Genomic DNA, 19,478 nt, shown 5'->3' with positions numbered 1-19,478 from the left:
TATGATGACATCAAAATGTGGCAAAGAATTTCAGCAAAGAGTACGTGATGTAATTCCTGAAATGCGTCGAGTGCGTCAAATTCATTTTGTAGGAATTGGTGGTGCAGGTATGGGCGGAATTGCTGAGGTTTTACTGAATGAAGGGTATTTTGTGACAGGCTCTGACATTATGGAAAGTGCGGTGACAAATCGCCTAATTTCATTGGGCGCTAAAATTCATTTTTCTCATTCGGCAGAAAACATTGATGGAGCAAGTGTTGTTGTCGTTTCAAGTGCAATTAAACCAGATAATCTTGAAGTCCTTGCTGCTCAGGAAAAACGTATTCCTGTGATTCAACGTGCACAAATGCTCGCTGAAATTATGCGTTTTCGTCATGGTATTGCGATTGCAGGAACACATGGAAAGACTACAACAACAGCTATGATTTCAATGATTTATGCGCAGGCGGGATTAGATCCGACTTTTGTTAATGGTGGCCTAGTTAAATCAGCAGGAGCTAATGCACATTTAGGTTGTAGTCGTTATTTAATTGCTGAAGCAGATGAAAGTGATGCCTCTTTTTTACATTTGCAACCCATGGTGTCTGTTGTGACGAATATTGAACCAGATCATATGGAAACCTATCATGGTTCTTTTGAAGAAATGAAACAGACTTATGTAAATTTTCTCCATAACTTGCCTTTCTATGGTTTAGCTGTTCTTTGTGCTGATGATGATGTGCTTACTGAGCTAACCCCGAAAGTAGGGCGTCAAGTGATTACTTATGGGTTTGCTGAAAAAGCGGATTATCGTATTGAAGATTATCAACAAACAGGCTTTCAAGGTCACTATACAGTGATTACACCGACAGGTGAACGAATTGATGTTTTACTAAATGTACCTGGGAGACATAATGCACTAAATGCTACAGCGGCTTTAGTGGTAGCAAAAGAAGAGGGCATTAGCAATGATGCTATTCTTGCAGCATTAGCTGATTTCCAAGGAGCAGGTCGCCGTTTTGACCAATTAGGACAATTTATTCGTCCAAATGGTAAAGTCATGTTAGTGGACGATTATGGCCATCATCCAACAGAAGTGGGGGTAACAGTACAAGCCGCTCGCCAAGGTTGGGAAAATAAGCGTATTGTGATGATTTTTCAACCTCATCGTTATTCAAGAACACGCGATTTATTTGATGATTTTGTTCAAGTACTGTCACAAGTTGATATATTAATTATGCTTGATGTATATGCAGCTGGTGAATCACCAATTGCTGGCGCAGATAGCCGTTCATTGTGTCGCTCTATTCGTAATTTAGGTAAAGTCGATCCAATTTTTGTATCTGATCATAATCAATTGGGTGAAATTCTCGATCAAGTATTACAAGATGGCGATTTAATTTTGGCACAAGGAGCTGGCAATGTAAGTAAAATTGCACGCCAATTAGCGGAGAATTGGAGTAAAGCTTAAATGGATAACAATATGAAAAAAAAATTAAAAGAACAAAAAATAGCTGTGTTATTGGGAGGCTCATCAGCGGAGCGTGAAGTATCATTAAATTCTGGCCAAGCTGTATTAAATGCCTTATTGAGTCAAGGGTTCGATGCCCACCCAATCGATCCAACGGAATTTCCAGTTGCGACCTTAAAAGAACATGGTTTTGATCGTGTATTTAATATATTGCATGGACGAGGCGGTGAAGACGGTACTATGCAAGGATTATTAGAGCAAATTGGTCTTCCTTATACAGGTTGTGGCGTTATGGCATCTGCTTTAACGATGGATAAAATGCGTACAAAAATGTTGTGGAAAGCCTTTGGTTTACCTGTTGCAGAAATGGAAATTGTGACAAAAAATAATGTGTCAGAACTTAATCCAAGCGCAGTTGTCGAAAAATTAGGCTTGCCTCTCATGGTTAAACCTTCTTTAGAAGGATCAAGTGTTGGACTGACAAAAGTTAATGTTGTTGAAGAATTGAAAAGTGCGGTGGATTTTGCACTTCAATATGATGAAACAGTCCTAATTGAAGAATGGTTATCGGGTGCTGAATTAACAGTCCCTGTGTTAGATAATGAAGTACTACCATCAATTCGTATTGTACCTGAAGGCGAGTTTTATGATTACGATGCAAAATATATTTCTGATAACACACAATATTTTTGCCCGTCGGGTCTTACTGATGAACGAGAAGAGGAATTAAAAAAACTCGTTAAACGTGCTTATGATGTGGTTGGTTGCCGAGGCTGGAGTCGTATTGATGTCATGTTAGATAGCCAAGGTCAATTTCGTTTAGTAGAAGTAAATACTAACCCAGGCATGACAAGTCATAGTTTATTTCCTAAATCAGCGGCAACAGTAGGTTATTCTTTCGAACAATTAGTAGTCAGAATTTTGGAGTTGAGTGCTGAATGAAAGGCTTAAAACGTAAAACAGCCCAAGGTATTAAAAAAACAAGTGAATCGAAAACGCTTCTAATGAAGAATGTAACACTAATTGGTTTACTGTTTTTTACTGCGGTGTTTTTTTATGTCTATTCTAATTGGCAAAAATTAATGGAAAAGTTAGATGATAAGCCGATTAGTGCCTTCATTCTCACAGGTAACCCTAGTTTTACTACCTATGATGATATACGTGATGTTGTATTGAAAATGGGTGAGTTAAAAGGTTTTTTTGGACAAGACATTGAAGTTGTACGTGAGCAAATTGAAACTATGCCTTGGATAAAAGGAGCTGTAGTACGTAAGATATGGCCTGATAAGTTAAGTATAGCTCTCGCTGAATATACCCCAATCGCGATTTGGAATGAGGGTGAGTTTTTGTCTAGTGATGGTGCGATATTTCAGCTGCCATTTGAAAAATTAAAGGATAAGAACTTACCTCATTTATCTGGACCTGATTATCAAAGTGCTAAAGTGTTAGATGCGTGGAATCAAGTATATGTTAATTTAAAAGAAAAAGGTTTGGTTCTCAAAGCTGTTTCAATTGATGATCGTGGCGCATGGCAAATTGTACTTGATAACGATCTTGTATTAAAATTAGGCAGAGGTGAGTGGAAAGCAAAACTTGATCGTTTTGTCACAATTTATCCACAAATTGAAGTCCCCGAGAATAAGAAATTATCTTATGTTGATTTAAGATATCGTGTTGGTGCTGCGGTCGGTTTTTCAGAAACTACCACGAATTAGTTTAGATGATATGAAGTGATAAAAATGGCAAAGATTGTGGAATCAAAAATTATTGTTGGATTGGAAGTGGGTACGTCCAAAGTAGTTGCGTTAGTCGGTGAACTTTTACCCGATGGTGTAGTAAATATTTTAGGCGTAGGAAGTTGCCCTGCAAAAGGTATTGATAAAGGCAATATCACAGATTTAAATGCTGTTGTTACTTCAGTGCAACGTGCTATTGAACTCGCAGAGTCAGTAGCGGATTGTGAAATTATTAGTGTGACGTTGGCTATTACAGGACAACATATTCAGAGTTGGAATGATAGTGGAGCGGCCCCAATTGCAGATGGAGAAGTCACTCAAGAAGATATTGATGCAGCTTTGCATACAGCTAGCTCTATTAAAATGCCAGAAGGTTTAGCTGTTTTACATCGTTTGCCACAAGAATATGCAGTTGATCAGCAAAAAAATATTAAAAATCCACTAGGCTTCCAAGGCGGTCGTTTAACCTCAAATGTACATTTAATTGCTTGTCATCAAGATTGGTTAAATAATTTACGTCAAGCAGTAGAACGTTGTAAGCTGAAAATTGATAAAGTCATTTTTTCAGGTATTGCAACAAGCCATTCTGTATTAACAGAAGATGAAAAAGATTTAGGTGTTTGTTTGATTGATTTTGGTGCAGGTACAATGGAAGTCATGGTGTATACCAATGGCTCTTTGCGTTTTAGTAAAGTGATTCCTTATGCAGGTAATCGTGTTACTGATGATATTGCTTATGATTTAACAACTTCCCGAGTGGAAGCAGAAAATATTAAAGTGAAATATGGTAGTGCCGTCAGTCCACCTAGACAAAATCCAGATGAACAATTTGATGTGATGAGCATAGATGGTAGTGTGATTGAACGCTGTTCAAAAGCACGCTTATCTATGGTAACTGCAGGGCGTTATCGAGAAATTCTAGAGTTAGTTAAAGAAGAGCTTATCCAGCTTAAATATGACTTAGAAAGTAAACAAATGAAATTTGAGCTTATTGCTGGTATTGTGATTACTGGTGGTGGAGCACAAATTAAAGATTTAAAAGAATGTGCAACGGAAGTATTTGGTTTGCATGTACGTATTGGTAATCCATTAAATATTACAGGTGTGACTCATCTTGTTGAGAAAAAACCGCAATATTCTACTGTACTTGGTTTATTACAATATGAATATAGCAGTAATGATGAAAGTCCGATAAATGATGCTTATAGTAGTGAAAGCGGATTTTTTGGTTCTTTATGGTCAGGAATGAAAAAATTTGCAAGGAAAGTGGGTTCAGAGTTTTGAGAATTCCTATTTTTCATCTACAATAAGAAATATTTAGGTTTTAATAATGTGCTAGCAGAGAATTAGCATTGACGGAGAATAAATATGTTTGAACCAGTAGATTACGATCTTGGTGAAATGGACGGAGCTCTCATCAAAGTTGTGGGCGTCGGTGGTGGTGGCGGTAATGCCGTAAACCATATGGTAGCCAGCATGCTTAAAAATGATGCCGGTGCTACACTATTAGATGAAGCTGTAATGAATTCAGATGAACACGGAAAAATTATTTTTTATGCAGTGAACACTGATGCTCAAGCATTACGTAAAAGCCAAGTTCAACAAACTGTACAAATTGGTGGTTCAACAACAAAAGGCTTAGGTGCTGGTGCCAACCCAAATGTTGGACGTAAAGCGGCAGAAGATGATCAAGAAGCAATTCGCGCAATGCTTGAAGGCGCTGATATGGTCTTTATTGCAGCAGGTATGGGTGGTGGTACTGGAACTGGTGCTGCACCAATTGTTGCGCAGATTGCAAAAGAACTTGGTATTTTGACAGTTGCTGTCGTTACTAAACCTTTCTCCTTCGAAGGTAAAAAACGTATGTTATTTGCTGAGATGGGGATTAAAGAGCTTTCTAAACACGTCGATTCTCTCATTATTATTCCTAACGAGCAATTAGCTAAAGCGTTACCTAAAAACGCAACATTGCTTCAAGCATTCTCTGCTGCTAATGATGTGTTACGTAACTCCGTCACAGGTATTTCCGATATGATCACCTCTCCAGGCTTAATCAACGTTGACTTTGCTGATGTGCGTACGGTTATGTCAGAAATGGGGCAGGCGATGATTGGTTTTGGTTCTTGTAAAGGTCCAGCGGGTGAAGGGCGTGCAGAAGATGCTACTCGTATTGCAGTAAAAAGCGATTTATTAGAGCGTGTCGATCTTTCTGGGGCGAAAGGAGTATTAGTTAATATTACTTCTGGTATGGATCTTGGTTTAGATGAGTTTAATGTTGTTGGTCAGACTGTTGCTGAGTTTGCATCAGAAGAAGCAACGGTTGTTATTGGTACAACATTAGTACCAGAAATGGTTGATGAGATTCGTGTAACTATTGTTGCAACAGGTATTGGCGATATTGAGCCGCCTGAAATGCCAGCAATGCATCGTCAACAACCTATTCAACATACTCATACAGCTGGATCGGCTAGACCGTTACAGCCTACAAATTTAAGTGGTAACCCAACTGCTACACAGGGATATGGCGCACAACCAAGCCATATTCCTCCAAGACCAACGGATTTAACTAAAACAAGTATTTTAGATACGCCAATTACTGCGCGTCCAACGAATAACTTGCAAAAAGATGAAAATTTGTTTAATGTACAGAATTTCATCCGTAATACAGATAAATAATTTGCAATTAATCTTGTTGTACACACAATAAGTTAAGAGAAGAATATGATTAAACAAAGAACATTAAAGCAAAGCATTAAAGTCACTGGTGTGGGGTTGCATAGTGGCAATAAAGTCACATTAACTTTACGCCCAGCAATGCCAAATACGGGTGTTATTTATTGTCGTACGGATTTAAATCCGCCAGTCACTTTTTCAGCAAATGCGAATGCTGTGCGTGATACGATGCTTTGTACTTGTTTAGTAAATGAAGAGGGCGCACGAATTTCAACTGTTGAACACTTAAATGCAGCATTGGCTGGTTTAGGGATCGATAACGTGATTATTGAAGTCGATGCACCTGAAATTCCAATTATGGATGGCAGTGCTAGTCCATTTATCTATTTGTTACTTGATGCTGGTATTGAAGAACAAAATGCGGCTAAAAAATTTATTCGTGTAAAACAGAAAGTACGTGTAGAAGACGGCGATAAATGGGCAGAATTTACACCATATAATGGTTTCCGCTTAGATTTTACAATTGATTTTGAACATCCAGCAATTGGTAAAGATGTGCGTAATTACGTTATGGATTTTTCAGCACAAGCTTTTGTTCAACAAATTAGCCGTGCCAGAACCTTTGGTTTTATGAAAGATATTGAATATCTTCAGTCTCAAGGCCTTGCTTTAGGTGGTAGCTTGGATAATGCAATCGTGTTAGATGACTATCGTATTTTAAATGAAGATGGTTTACGTTTTAAAGATGAGTTAGTGCGTCATAAAATGTTAGATGCGATTGGTGATTTGTATATGGCAGGTTACAACATAATTGGTGATTTCAAAGCCTATAAATCAGGACATGGTTTGAATAATAAATTATTAAGAGCTGTGTTGGATAATCAAGATGCTTGGGAGTTTGTAACCTTTGAAGATAAACAAGCTGTACCACAAGGTTATGCGATACCAACTCAAGTCTTGATTTAGTTCGCTTATTTGAATAAAAAAGCTATACTTTTGCTGAGTATAGCTTTTTTTATTTATCTAACATACTGAACAATCAAGCGAGATTGAAACTTCGCTTACTATAGCATGTTTTATTAATATGTTTAATTATCTATTTAACTAAAGCCTAAACATAATCGATGGTGTAGTAATATCATATGAAAATTGAAGAAATTATTGCACATTGAGCATCATGTGAATACTATTTTGTAAATAGGAGAATAATTATGTTTAATTTTACATTCCAATTACCCACATTAGCCATGTTTGGTAAAGGACAGATTCAGACTATTAGTAACCACATTCCACCAGATGCACGTATTCTCGTTACAACAGGTGGCGGTAGCGTGAAGAAAAATGGTGTATTTGCACAAGTTGAGCAAGCATTAGATGGTTTTTACTGGATCGAGTTTTCAGGTATTGAACCGAATCCAACTTATGAGACTCTAATGAAAGCAGTTGCATTAGTGAAACAAGAGCATTTAGATTTTATTCTTGCTGTAGGAGGTGGATCTGTATTAGATGGAAGTAAGTTTATTGCGAGTGCAGTGTATTTTAATGGGGAGCCCTGGGATATTTTAGCAAAGCACGCACGCATTGAGCATGCCCTGCCAATTGGTACGATTATGACATTACCTGCAACAGGCTCAGAAATGAATAGTTATGCAGTGATTAGCCGTAAACAAACAGCTGAAAAACTATCTTTTGCCTCGCCTTTAGTACGCCCACAATTTGCAGTACTCGATCCAACGACTACTTATTCTTTACCCGAGAGACAAACTGCCAATGGTGTAGTAGATGCGTTTGTACATACTTTTGAGCAATATATGACTTATCCAGTTAATGCCAAAATTCAAGATCGTTTTGCCGAAGGGGTATTTCAAACTTTAATTGAAGAAGGGCCTAAAGCGCTAGTAAATCCAACAGATTATGAGACTAGAGCCAATATTATGTGGTCGGCAACGATGGCATTAAATAATATTTTGGGTGTTGGTGTACCACAGGATTGGGCATCCCATGCAATTGGACACGAACTAACCGCACAATATGGTCTAGATCATGCTCAAACATTAGCGTTAATTGTACCTGCATTAATGACTCATCAGAAAACAAATAAACGTGAAAAATTAATTCAATTCGCACAACGTGTATGGGACTATCAAGGTCAGGATCAAGATGAAGCAGTACAAGTTGCTATTGATAAAACTCGCGATTTCTTTGAACAAATGGGAGTTAAAACACGTTTTCGTGATTATGCTATTGATGACAGCCAATTTTCTGTTATTTTAGATAAATTAATTAAACATCAAGGTAATAATTTAGGTGAACATAAAAACTTAGATCGTCAGGCGATCAAGGAAATCTTATATGCCGCATTGTAATATTTAACAAAAGTGCGGTTAGTTTTTCCCGAGTTTTAATTTGATACAGGAAAGTCATATGTCTTTTGATTTGAGTGAAATTCGTCAGCAAATTACGCAAATCGATCGTAATTTGTTGAAATTATTATCAGAACGCCACCGTTTGGCTTTTGATGTTGCTCGCAGTAAAGAGGTCAGCCAAAAGCCATTACGTGATTTAGAGCGAGAACAACAGCTATTACAAGAGTTAATCCAATTTGCAGAAACACAAAATTATCAGCTTGAAGCACAATATATTACCCAAGTCTTTCAACGGATCATTGAAGATTCTGTTGCTACACAACAAGTCTATTTGCAGAAAAAATTAAATGAGCAACGTGAGCAGAATATTCATGTCGCTTTTTTAGGTAAGCGAGGTTCTTATTCACATTTAGCAGCACGTAATTATGCTACACGTTATCAAGAACAGCTAGTGGAGTTAAGCTGTAGTACTTTTGATGAGATTTTTGCTAAGGTGAGTCAGGGGGAAGCTGACTATGGCATATTGCCTTTGGAGAATACGACTTCTGGTGCAATTAATGAAGTCTATGATTTATTGCAGCATACGGATTTATCCTTAGTAGGAGAACTTGCTTATCCTATCCGTCATTGTGTATTAGTTAATGGACAAGAAGATTTAGGTCAAATAGATACATTATATAGCCATCCGCAAGTTATTCAGCAGTGTAGCCAATTTATTAAAAGTCTAGGTCGTGTTCATATTGAATACTGTGAAAGTAGTTCACATGCAATGCAATTGGTTGCGAGTTTAAATAAACCGAATATTGCTGCATTAGGTAATGAAGATGGTGGGCTTTTGTATGGTTTAAAGGTGTTAAAAGCAGATATTGCGAATCAAGCAAATAATATTACGCGTTTTATTGTAGTGGCTAAAAAACCTTTAAACGTCTCACCCCAAATTCATACCAAAACGTTACTGTTGATGAGCACTGCACAGAAAGCAGGGGCATTAGTGGATGCGTTATTAGTGTTTAAAAAGTTCCAAATCAATATGACTAAATTAGAATCCCGTCCGATTTATGGCAAACCTTGGGAAGAAATGTTTTATTTAGAAATTGAAGCTAATATTCATAATCCTGAAACACAACAAGCACTTGAAGAACTTAAACAATCTAGTCACTATCTAAAAGTATTGGGCTGCTATCCAAGTGAAATTATTAAGCCAGTTGAACTTGAAGCGTAGAAAACTTATTTTTGTTGGATGGTTTTTTAGTACATAAAGAGGTTTAAGCAATAAAGGAAGTTGAATCTGAATAGAGTGCAATTTCTCCTTAGTCTTGTCCTTGTATGTATGTTTGTGCTGTTTTATTAAAGCACTCGTCAAAGACGAGTGCTAACTGTAGTATGTAATAGCTGTAACTCATTGATAAAACTACAGAACACTTTGTGTTGTAAGAAAGGTTAGAATTTATAAGTGATGCCTAAATTTAGAATTTCATTTTCTTTTTTCCTCTCTTGAATAGATAAGTTATAACCTATTTGTAGACTCAAGCCATTTTGTAATTCATAAGATGTACCAAGTCTGAACCAAGAAGTATGTTTATTCTGTTTTATACCATGAATATGTATTGTGTCTGTAAAGCCTGTAAACTTAGCAGTAAATCCAAAATCATGATTTTCTGGAGTGTATGTGTGGCTAAAACTAGTGTTTAGGGTCAACTTATCAAAAGTGATGTGAGATCTTATGCCAAGAATAAATGAGTTTATACGGTAAGTTTTTGATTTTGCATCAATTCCAAAAGCAATGTTTTCTTTAAAACCGCCTCTATTGATATAGTTGACTGTATTGGCGATAAATGGGTTGATTTTACTTTTAGCAAAAGAAAGATTTGTTCCTAACTCTGTATACAAGTTATAAGTTTTGCACATAAATTTGGTTTGGCTTTGCTCGTCAAAAACAATTCTATCGATATTATTTTTAGCATAGCTAAAGCCTGCGATTGTAGCTAAATACAGATGGTTAAATTGATAAGTGCCATAAGTGAATATGCCTGTATTTTTCGTCTTACTTTTACCTGCTTCACGATTAAAATCTGTATTTGTATTGCTTTGATTAACAGCAAATCCCAGAGATAAATTATTTGAAATCTTGTTATCAAAACCAAGTTGGGTCCCCGTTGTTTTTGCTGTGGCACTTGCATATCCGTGTTGTGCAATGTTGCTATGTGCATAAATACCATCAACCCAAAGTCCATTTTTTGTCCCGTTATTGAGCGACATAATACGTTGAGTTAATTGTTGATTCACGACTAAATTTTGTTTGAGCATTGCATTTTGGCTAGATGCATAAATTTCCCCTGAAAGAGAATTGATAATTGTGGGTAAATCTGCTTTATCTGCGCTTAATAATTTTGCTGCTTTTGGACTTGAAACATGATATTCGTTACTACTTGCGAGTGTATTAAGTGCTTTGTCTATATTACTAGCAGTTTGTATTGCGCTTTTCGCTGTATAGTTGATTGTTTCAAGTACATAAGCAGTTGAGTTTCTCTTGTATTTGACTTTTATCTCTTTATTTTCATTGATATAAAATTGAGAAATATCGATGTAATTGTTGATTCTATTCGTTTTTGCATAAGTGACATTTTGATGGTTTGAGATTAAATTAGCAGAGATGATAGTTTTTTCTGTTTCGTTTTGACTTGGAATACCATTAGAATTTGGCGTTAATGATGAGATATCTTTTACATCTGCGACGATTTTGCTAGAACCGCCTAGATCCATCGTACCCGTCACTTCGAGTTTCGATTTATCGATATCAATTACAATTCTAGAATTGGCATTGCCGTTATAATTACCATTTATGGTTAATCCTGCACCATAAACATACAGTGAGCCGTTATTTTTGACAGTATAATTTTGGTTGTTTTTGTTATTACCAAGAGTGACTTTTTGGGCTGAATTATGGTGTTTTTGTGTATCAAATTCGGCTAGAAGTGTCCCCTCTCTATTGATGATAACTTCAGATGTTAATGAATGTCCTATGCCTAATATACCACTATCAACAATAGTTTTACCTTGATATTGATTTTGTCCATTTAAGTACAGTGTACCGCTACCTTGTTTTAATATGCCTGCATCCCCTTTAATATCATTACTCCACGTGAGCTTTTCTTTATCTTGGTAATGTCTAAAATCAAAATTGATGACTAACAGATCTTTGCCGCTATTTTTACCAGAAACGTTTTCGTTTTTAGTAAAACCATTTTCATTGTTTGTCGTGATTGCATCTTTATTTGTAAGCAAGCGTTTATCAAAAAGCGCAGGACCTTTTAAAGCACGCCTTTCATTTAAAAGTCCCCAACCAAATTTATATTCAGGATCAGTTGTTGTTTCTCCACATCCAATCGCAGGGCTACTACAAACTCCGTCTTGTCCTTTTAAAAAGGTGCCTGGTTTATCTGCTGTGGATAATAGGCTAACGACAACAAGGTGATTATCCATCCATGGGAATTTAGTCCAAACATTAGCCGCAGCAGCAGTTACTCGAGGTGCTGAAAAAGAGGTCCCTGAAGCAAATGTATAGTTTGCTTTTCCATCTTTGTCTTTTAAAGGTAACCAATATGTGCCTTGTGTAGCGATTCCCCAAGTTTTGGCACTTTCTCCTATATAATTAGACGCTTTAAGTTGATTCAAATGATCATAGTCATAGGTTTTTCGTTCAGTCGTTCTATAAATACCATTGCTGTAATCCGCCTCGGCAACGCTTATCCAGCCATTTCTTGTATCATCATTTATTGTCGGATGTAATGAATCGGGTGAGGCATGGTTTTTATTTTCATTTCCGGCAGACCAGATAAATATACTGTCTTCCTTTGCATATTTTTCTATATTGTTTCCCAACGAAATAGCATATTCAGAGTCTATTGCATCAGAACCGTAAGAGTTGTTAAAAATTCTCACTCCTTTGCTGTGAGCAATATCATAGTCAGTATTTCTTACTAGAAAGATTTGACTGGTATTATGGTGAGTATTGTATGCGTACATGGTTGCTGTTGAGTTATATCGATTAATTACTGCGGCAACCATCGTACCATGGGAAGATATTGTAGGTGTTAATGCGCTATGTTGATTATGTAGTTGTAGTCTGAGTTGACCATTTTTGTCTTTAAAACTGTCACTAAGATAATAAGCTGTATCTATGATCGCAACATCTTTGATTGTATTTTCATCATCAATATACTGTGTATGTTTAGGTAATAAAGAGAATACTTCTGATGCATTTATATCATGAGTAGGATTATTGAGTGAGTCATGTTTATTATTTGTTGTTAATCGTGATGTTTGTAATTTATTTTCGGATGTTTCAGTTACCTCTAGAGTAGGCATTAAGTTTTTAGTATGAGGTTTTTCTTTATCAGTAATAGGAGTGTGTTGATTATTTTGAACATTGTAAGGTGTATGGATTGGTAAATTCGTATTCGTTTTAGATAATATATTTGTATTAAGATCAGAAATAGAATTTGAATTAGATTTAATTACGATACTTGAATTAGATACCTTATCTTCATCTAAATTAGATGAAGCCTCTAAATTAGGTAGGGGTTCAACATTTATGTTAGTTGAATTTTCTGAGTCTGAATTTGATATTGTACTCGACTCATCATTATCTAGCTGTATTATTTCAGGTAACAACGTATGGTTATTTCTTGATGTATTAGGTTGATTAATTGGTGGTACCGCATTTTCACTACCTCCCCCACCACCACAGGAGGCAAAAAAGAGAGATAAAGTAGGAATAATCAATTTTTGATATTTTTGTTGCATGATAAATTCTTTTATGATGTTTTATATAGACGCAGTTTTTATCTTAATTCAATTAAAATACGTCATCAATTTTTTAATAATATAAGTATTCTAATTGTTGATAATTAGATCTAAATTTGTATATTTATTATATTTTAAGTAATTTTTTAATCCATTTATATTAATTAATTAACATTTTATAAGATTATTATTAAATAATTACTTTTTATTAAGGTTTTTATTTTCACTAGTTTTTTATGGTTAAGAATATTTTTATGAGTTGTGCTTATAATAGTCAAGTTAAAATTTGTTAACATATTATTTAATTAATAAAGAATAAAATGTGGATATTTCCCCTCATTTTCTTCTTTATAAAGCTTGGATAGATTCACGTAGGATAAGCTCAGGCTGGAGCAATAAAGTGCGGTGTATTTCTGAAGGATTTTTAATACGTTGTAGTAGTGTTTCCACTGCTAGTTTTCCTAATTCTGCTTTAGGTTGGTTGATAGTGCTGAGAGGCGGGGACATATATTGAGCCAAAGTAATATTGTCATAACCAATAATTGAAATATCTTGAGGAATGGTCAACCCTTGTCGCCAGATAGTTTGGTAGGCGCCAAAAGCAATACTATCACTACAAGCAAAAACTGCAGTTGGGCGAGGAGTGATAGCGAGTACTTTTTCCATCCCAACCATACCACCCTCAAAGTCAAAATGACTTTCTATAATCAGTTCAGATCGTAATGGAATATTAGCTTCAGCAAGTGCTCTTTTATAGCCATTAAGTCGATTATGCGCGAGTGATTTCTTAAGATTACCTGTGATAATGGCAATGTGTCTATGTCCCTTATCAATGAGCGCTTTTGTTGCTAAATAGCCACCATATTCTGAATTTTCAAAGATTTTATCTGCACTTTCTTCAGTTGGCCACCAGTCCATAATGACAAAAGGTAAGTTTACATTAAGATCTTTACCGATTTGGATACGTGAGTCAGAACACATTAACAGCAAACCATCTACTTGCTTTTGAATTAAGGTTTGCAGATTGTTACGTAATCGTTCGGTATTACCCTCCGTATTAGATAAAATCAGATTGTAATTATGCTGATTGCAATATTGTTCAACACCACTGACTACTTCAGTAAAAAATGGGTTATTCGTTGCCGTGACCAGTAAGCCAATAGTTTTCGTTTCTTTTACTTTCAGGCTGCGTGCAAGAGCAGAGGGGGTGTAATTTAGTTCTTGAACAACATTTAATACTTTGGTACGAATTTCATCGCTGACAAAACGTGAATTATTAATCACATGGGATACGGTAGATGTCGATACTTGTGCTATCCTAGCGATGTCTTTCATTGTGGCCATAAGATCGTTTCCTTGTTCTTGAAGTATCTCGTTTTCTTTACTTGTATCACATCAGCAAAGAAAAGCTCCCCGATTAACCTACCATTTCACTTTTAATGAATATTTTTTAACTAAAAGTGATCTGATATTCAAGTGGTTTATACGGGGAAATAGTTAATTATGTATTATTTTTGAGAAAATTAAGCGTTTCTTCTCTTGTTGGGATGGAAGGCTGAGCCCCCTGTCTCGTCACGCTGATGGCGGCTGCTGCGTGAGCAAAGCGGATAGCTTCAGCAAGCGGTTTATCTTCTAATAATGCTGTCATTAAGGCACCATTGAAGGTATCTCCAGCAGCAGTTGTATCTTTTGCCTCAACACGAAAACCTGCGACAACTTCACTTGTTTGTCCTTGTTGGCTAACATAAACACCTTTTGAACCCAGCGTAATTAGTACTGTTTTTATGCCTTTTTGATGGAAAACTTGAGCGGCTTGTTGTGCACTTTGTTCATCTACTACTTTTACTCCTGTTAAAATTTCTGTTTCTGTTTCATTAGGCGTGATCATATCTAGTAGCGTGAGAAGTTCATCTGGCAATGCTTGAGCAGGAGCAGGGTTTAAAATAACTTGAGTATGGGATGATTTTGCTAATTTGGCAGCAGAAATCACCGCACTTAATGGCGTTTCAAGCTGCATTAATAACGCATCAGCTTGTATGATTTTATCAGCAAAAGTATCAATAATATCTTCATTTAAATAAGCATTTGCACCAGCGGAGATCACAATACTATTTTCACCACTAGCAGAGACTTGAATCATTGCAATGCCTGTCATTTTATTTTTGATTTCAACAACAGCGTCTGTATTCATACCATCTTGTGCGAATGCTTTTTTCATTGCTTGACCAATATCATCGTCACCAATACAGGCAATAAAATCAATATTAGCCCCTAAGCGTGCCGCTGCGACTGCTTGATTGGCCCCTTTACCACCATAAGCAATATGATAATTGCTACCTGTTAAGGTTTCACCAGGTTTAGCAAAATGCGGTACGGAAATCACATGATCGGCATTTACACTGCCAAGAACGGTTAATTTTTTCATTTTCTTTTCGCTCATCTTTGTGTTTTACTGCGTTGAACTGTGGGCAGATTTGATGATCTGCCCAACGAGGCATCATAGAGATGGTGTATTATTGACTAATGACTTTTAAATCCACAGGAATTTTAGCGTCGACTTTTTCACCTTTCAATAATTTATCAGCAGTCACGACACCAAGAGCACCAATTAAATCAGGTTGTTGTGCAATAGTTGCTGCCATTTTACCTGTTTCAACGGCTTTTACACCATCATCAGTACCATCAAATCCGACCACTAAAACATCTTTATTTGCTGCTTTAATCGCACGTAAGGCACCTAACGCCATTTCATCATTTTGTGCAAAGACAGCTTTGACATCCCCTTTACTGGCAAGTAAGTTTTCCATGACATTTAAACCTTTAGTACGGTCGAAATCAGCAGGTTGACTCGCCAATACATCAAATTTATGTGCATCAATCGCTTGTTTGAAACCTTCGCCACGTTCACGTGCCGCAGATGTCCCTGCAATACCTTCTAATTGAATCACTTTTGCACCAGAACCTAATTTTTGCGCGATAAAATCACCTGCCATTTTACCACCTGCAACATTATCTGAAGCAATGTGACTGACAACATCACCTGCAACCGCACCGCGGTCTAAAGTGATCACAGGGATTTTATTGCGGTTTGCCATCTTCACTGCATTAACGACTGCTTCTGAGTCTGTTGGGTTAATCAAAAGCACTTTCACACCACGTACAGTTAAATCTTCAACATTAGCTAGCTCTTTCGCAGGATCGTTTTGCGAGTCAAGTACAACGAGTTTATAACCAAGCTCATCTGCTTTTTTTTGCGCACCGTCTTTTAATGTGACAAAGAATGGGTTATCTAAAGTTGATACGGCTAATGCGATAGTTTCTTTAGCTAGCGCAGTACCGCTTACAGCGAGGCTGAGCATTAATGCTGATGCCAAAGTAGTTAATTTTTGAAGTTTTTTCATAATCAGTTCTCCTTACAGAATGAGTGGGTTAAACTTTTTTCGTTCCTAAGTAATTATCGGCTAAAACAGCAACCAAAATAACTAAGGCTTTCGCAATCATCTGGTAATAAGATGAAATATCTAATAAGTTGAGTGCATTGTTTAGGAAACCAATAATTAATGCACCAATTAATGTCCCCATAACACGTCCTTTACCACCCATTAAGCTGGTTCCGCCGACAACAACTGCAGCGATAGCATCCAACTCATAAGAGACACCAGCAGTAGGTTGTGCAGAAGAAAGACGCGAGGTGACGATTAGGCCTGCCAGTGCAGATAAGAAACCACTGACTGCAAAGACAAAAATCTTGATTTTATTGACGTTTATCCCCGATAGTTGCGTAGCTGATTCATTACCGCCTAAAGCGTAGATATAACGACCAATACGCGTGTGTTTTAGGACATACCAAGATGCAGCAAAAACAAATGCCATAATCCAAATAGGGACAGGAATACCGAGCACATAACCTGTACCTAAGAAAGCAAAGGCATCAGCACCTTCAGAAAAACCTGTGCTAATTGGGCGACCATCAGTATAGACCATTGTTATGCCACGTAATAATGTCATGGTTACTAGTGTTGCAATAAATGCCTGTACTTTACCTTTAGCGACGATGACACCACTGACACCACCAAGTAAAGTACCAATAAGTAGCGTGGCTGGAATAACGAATAAAATAGGAAGTTCTGCACCAACCATTGATGCTGCAATAGCTCCCGTTAATGCTAACACTGAACCAACAGAGAGATCGATACCAGCAATCAGAATCACAAAAGTCATACCGACAGCAATAATCGCATTAACAGAGGTTTGACGTAGAATATTGAGAATATTATCAATGCTGAAAAAATCAGGATTGATTATAGAAACAATTGCAATCAATACTAATAGAGCAATAACTGAGCGTTGTTCAATTAAAAATTTACCTAATTGAAAGGGTTTTGCTTGAGTCGTCATAATAAATCCTTAAAATTTAGACCGCACTTTTACCGATAGCGGCGGCTAATAATTTCTCTTGAGTGGCTTCACCACGTTGGAATTCTGCGCTAATACGTCCTTCATGCATCACTAAAATGCGATCGCTCATGCCAAGTACTTCAGGCATTTCAGAGGACACGATGATGATACTTAAACCATCTTTTTTAAATTCGTTGATCAGTTGATAAATTTCTTTTTTGGCACCAACATCAACGCCTCGAGTTGGCTCGTCTAAAATCAAGACTTTAGGGCGAGTCATTAATCCTTTTGCGATAGCTACTTTTTGTTGATTCCCCCCCGACAGTAAGCCAATTTGTTGATCTTGGCTTGGGGTTTTTATATTGAACATCGTGATAAAATCGCCTACGGCCAATTTTTCTGCACTGTGATCAATTTGAATGGCTTTGGAAAAATATTCTAAGGCAGTTAACGACATATTTTCTTTGACTGACATACCAAGAATTAAGCCATCACCTTTACGATCTTCCGAGATATAGACAATGCCATTATTTAAGCCATCTTGTGGACAGGTATTGTGGATTTCTTTTTCATTGAGGCGTATTTTTCCGCTGCTACGTGGTAGTGCACCATAGATAACTTTCATTAATTCTGTGCGACCTGCACCCATTAGGCCCGAAATACCGAGAATTTCGCCACGGTGTAACTGAAAATTCACATCATACACTCCGCTGCCTGTGAGACTTTCTACTTTAAGTAACACTTCGCCTGGTGCTTGATCTAAATGAGGATATTGTTCATCGAGGCGACGCCCAACCATCATTTCAATTAAGCGATCCTCGTCAAGATCGATGACAGCCGCTTCGCCAATGAATTGCCCGTCCCGCAGTACGGTAACATCATCGCAAATTTCAAAAATTTCTTTGATACGGTGTGAAATATAGACAATGCCACGTTTTTCCGCTTTTAGTTCACGAATGACTTTAAATAAAGCTTCAGTTTCAGTATCAGTTAACGCATCGGTTGGCTCATCCATAATGATAACTTGAGATTCAAAACTGAGGGCTTTGGCAATTTCTACCATTTGTTGCTCACCGATGGATAATTCTGCACAAAGTTGGTGGCTGCTGTGTGGTACACCAAGACGCTTGAGCAATTTATCGGCCTCTTGGTGCATTTTTTTCCAATCAATTCCCCCCCATGGGGTAGTAAATTCACGACCTAAGAAAATATTTTCAGCGATAGTTAAGTTACTGACTAAGTTCAATTCTTGGTGAATAATGCTGATCCCAGCTTCTTGAGAGTCTTTAGGACCTTTGAATGTGACTTGTTGACCTAAATATTCAATGGTGCCTGCATCTTTGCTGTAAATACCCGTTAATACTTTCATTAGAGTTGATTTACCTGCTCCATTTTCACCCATTAATGCCATGGCACGTCCCGCATAAACAGATAAGCAGGCATTGCTTAATGCTTTTACACCTGGGAAGGATTTATCAATACCGCTAATTTTGAGTAAAGGTTGATGTTGCATATTGAATAACCCTTAAAATGGTACGCCTGAATATAAAATCACATTAGCATAAGGTGAACATTCGCCACTACGTACGATGGCCTTGCTATGATGTGTATAAGCCTTGAATGTTTCATGGCTAACATATTCCACATCAATGTGATTACCTTGCTGTTGTTCAAGTTGAGAGAGGCTGTTTAACAGTGCGGTCAATATTTTCGGATTTTTTTCTTTTATTTCTTGTGCGATGACGACACGTTCAACAAACATTTCTGAGACTACGGCATTAAACGTTTGTAAAAAGCTGGGAACCCCTGCACTGAGTGCTAAATCAATGCGCTCAACTTGCGTTGGAATAGGTAGCCCTGCATCACAGATAGTCAAACTATCAGTATGCCCCAAAGTGGCTATGACTTGGGATAATTGTGCATTGAGTACAGTTGTTTTTTTCATTACATACCTCAACTTAGTTTTTTATTTTCATCGAAACGTTTCGATGTGGTTGTAATCAGTGTAAGGATAAATAAAAAAAGTGCAAAAGAGTTTTGTTCGATCTG

15 protein-coding genes are annotated in these 19,478 nt (G+C 37.0%); 8 read left to right on the top strand and 7 right to left on the bottom strand.

What is annotated here, in order from left to right; all coding sequences use genetic code 11:
- Window position 1 precedes the first annotated feature (1 nt).
- The 8 genes from murC to K7G93_RS05740 all read left to right on the top strand — a co-directional run bounded on the left by murC (window position 2) and on the right by K7G93_RS05740 (window position 9,447).
- Window positions 2-1,450, top strand: a complete 1,449-nt coding sequence (murC, locus tag K7G93_RS05775) for a UDP-N-acetylmuramate--L-alanine ligase (protein WP_160531342.1) — start codon at window positions 2-4, stop codon at window positions 1,448-1,450.
- Window positions 1,451-1,462: 12 nt separating this feature from the next.
- Window positions 1,463-2,392 (top strand): D-alanine--D-alanine ligase, encoded by a 930-nt coding sequence (locus K7G93_RS05770; protein ID WP_049216293.1) that lies wholly within the window; start codon window positions 1,463-1,465, stop codon window positions 2,390-2,392.
- The gene (locus tag K7G93_RS05765) at window positions 2,389-3,165 is read left to right on the top strand and encodes a cell division protein FtsQ/DivIB (protein ID WP_049216178.1); all 777 of its coding nucleotides are present in this window, start codon (window positions 2,389-2,391) and stop codon (window positions 3,163-3,165) included. The genes K7G93_RS05770 and K7G93_RS05765 overlap by 4 nt, the downstream gene beginning before the upstream one ends.
- A 24-nt stretch (window positions 3,166-3,189) precedes the next feature.
- On the top strand, window positions 3,190-4,470 hold the full coding sequence (gene ftsA, locus K7G93_RS05760; protein WP_049216176.1) for a cell division protein FtsA: 1,281 nt from the start codon (window positions 3,190-3,192) through the stop codon (window positions 4,468-4,470).
- Between the two features lie 84 nt (window positions 4,471-4,554).
- On the top strand, window positions 4,555-5,862 hold the full coding sequence (gene ftsZ, locus K7G93_RS05755) for a cell division protein FtsZ (RefSeq protein WP_049216174.1): 1,308 nt from the start codon (window positions 4,555-4,557) through the stop codon (window positions 5,860-5,862).
- 45 nt (window positions 5,863-5,907) lie between these two features.
- On the top strand, window positions 5,908-6,825 hold the full coding sequence (gene lpxC, locus K7G93_RS05750) for a UDP-3-O-acyl-N-acetylglucosamine deacetylase (protein WP_049216172.1): 918 nt from the start codon (window positions 5,908-5,910) through the stop codon (window positions 6,823-6,825).
- Between the two features lie 245 nt (window positions 6,826-7,070).
- Entirely contained in the window at window positions 7,071-8,225 is a 1,155-nt protein-coding gene (locus tag K7G93_RS05745; protein ID WP_226690654.1) for an iron-containing alcohol dehydrogenase, read from the top strand.
- Between the two features lie 58 nt (window positions 8,226-8,283).
- Window positions 8,284-9,447: a chorismate mutase gene (locus tag K7G93_RS05740; protein WP_191134460.1), complete on the top strand. Its 1,164-nt coding sequence runs from the start codon at window positions 8,284-8,286 to the stop codon at window positions 9,445-9,447.
- Between the two features lie 218 nt (window positions 9,448-9,665).
- On the opposite strand, the gene K7G93_RS05735 is transcribed toward K7G93_RS05740, so the two are convergent.
- The 7 genes from K7G93_RS05735 to rbsD all read right to left on the bottom strand — a co-directional run bounded on the left by K7G93_RS05735 (window position 9,666) and on the right by rbsD (window position 19,374).
- Window positions 9,666-13,031, bottom strand: coding sequence for an autotransporter domain-containing protein (locus K7G93_RS05735; RefSeq protein ID WP_226690655.1), 3,366 nt, complete (start codon window positions 13,029-13,031; stop codon window positions 9,666-9,668).
- Between the two features lie 348 nt (window positions 13,032-13,379).
- On the bottom strand, window positions 13,380-14,375 hold the full coding sequence (locus K7G93_RS05730; protein ID WP_049216162.1) for a substrate-binding domain-containing protein: 996 nt from the start codon (window positions 14,373-14,375) through the stop codon (window positions 13,380-13,382).
- A 157-nt stretch (window positions 14,376-14,532) separates the two neighbouring features.
- Window positions 14,533-15,456, bottom strand: coding sequence for a ribokinase (gene rbsK, locus K7G93_RS05725; RefSeq protein WP_226690656.1), 924 nt, complete (start codon window positions 15,454-15,456; stop codon window positions 14,533-14,535).
- Between the two features lie 88 nt (window positions 15,457-15,544).
- Window positions 15,545-16,432: a ribose ABC transporter substrate-binding protein RbsB gene (gene rbsB, locus K7G93_RS05720; protein WP_049216158.1), complete on the bottom strand. Its 888-nt coding sequence runs from the start codon at window positions 16,430-16,432 to the stop codon at window positions 15,545-15,547.
- Window positions 16,433-16,460: 28 nt separating this feature from the next.
- Complete coding sequence (rbsC, locus tag K7G93_RS05715) at window positions 16,461-17,429, bottom strand: ribose ABC transporter permease (RefSeq protein ID WP_226690657.1); 969 nt, start codon at window positions 17,427-17,429, stop codon at window positions 16,461-16,463.
- 16 nt (window positions 17,430-17,445) lie between these two features.
- Window positions 17,446-18,942 carry a ribose ABC transporter ATP-binding protein RbsA gene (gene rbsA, locus K7G93_RS05710; protein ID WP_115322983.1) on the bottom strand — a complete coding sequence of 499 codons (1,497 nt, stop codon included), beginning with the start codon at window positions 18,940-18,942 and terminating at the stop codon, window positions 17,446-17,448.
- 12 nt (window positions 18,943-18,954) lie between these two features.
- Window positions 18,955-19,374, bottom strand: a complete 420-nt coding sequence (rbsD, locus tag K7G93_RS05705; protein ID WP_049216151.1) for a D-ribose pyranase — start codon at window positions 19,372-19,374, stop codon at window positions 18,955-18,957.
- Between the last annotated feature and the right edge of the window lie 104 nt (window positions 19,375-19,478).

This window comes from Pasteurella canis, from assembly GCF_020810675.1.
GTDB classification, from domain to species: domain Bacteria; phylum Pseudomonadota; class Gammaproteobacteria; order Enterobacterales; family Pasteurellaceae; genus Pasteurella; species Pasteurella canis.
This window is presented reverse-complemented; position numbering and strand designations above follow the sequence as displayed.

Bases quoted from the DNA above. Each gene is read 5' to 3' on its own strand.
- ftsZ (WP_049216174.1), top strand. From the start codon at position 4,555: ATGTTTGAACCAGTAGATTACGATCTTGGTGAAATGGACGGAGCTCTC.
- K7G93_RS05740 (WP_191134460.1), top strand. From the start codon at position 8,284: ATGTCTTTTGATTTGAGTGAAATTCGTCAGCAAATTACGCAAATCGAT.
- rbsD (WP_049216151.1), bottom strand. From the start codon at position 19,374: ATGAAAAAAACAACTGTACTCAATGCACAATTATCCCAAGTCATAGCC.
- K7G93_RS05745 (WP_226690654.1), top strand. From the start codon at position 7,071: ATGTTTAATTTTACATTCCAATTACCCACATTAGCCATGTTTGGTAAA.
- K7G93_RS05765 (WP_049216178.1), top strand. From the start codon at position 2,389: ATGAAAGGCTTAAAACGTAAAACAGCCCAAGGTATTAAAAAAACAAGT.
- rbsB (WP_049216158.1), bottom strand. From the start codon at position 16,432: ATGAAAAAACTTCAAAAATTAACTACTTTGGCATCAGCATTAATGCTC.
- K7G93_RS05735 (WP_226690655.1), bottom strand. From the start codon at position 13,031: ATGCAACAAAAATATCAAAAATTGATTATTCCTACTTTATCTCTCTTT.
- K7G93_RS05730 (WP_049216162.1), bottom strand. From the start codon at position 14,375: ATGGCCACAATGAAAGACATCGCTAGGATAGCACAAGTATCGACATCT.
- rbsK (WP_226690656.1), bottom strand. From the start codon at position 15,456: ATGAAAAAATTAACCGTTCTTGGCAGTGTAAATGCCGATCATGTGATT.
- rbsA (WP_115322983.1), bottom strand. From the start codon at position 18,942: ATGCAACATCAACCTTTACTCAAAATTAGCGGTATTGATAAATCCTTC.
- lpxC (WP_049216172.1), top strand. From the start codon at position 5,908: ATGATTAAACAAAGAACATTAAAGCAAAGCATTAAAGTCACTGGTGTG.
- rbsC (WP_226690657.1), bottom strand. From the start codon at position 17,429: ATGACGACTCAAGCAAAACCCTTTCAATTAGGTAAATTTTTAATTGAA.
- K7G93_RS05770 (WP_049216293.1), top strand. From the start codon at position 1,463: ATGAAAAAAAAATTAAAAGAACAAAAAATAGCTGTGTTATTGGGAGGC.
- murC (WP_160531342.1), top strand. From the start codon at position 2: ATGATGACATCAAAATGTGGCAAAGAATTTCAGCAAAGAGTACGTGAT.
- ftsA (WP_049216176.1), top strand. From the start codon at position 3,190: ATGGCAAAGATTGTGGAATCAAAAATTATTGTTGGATTGGAAGTGGGT.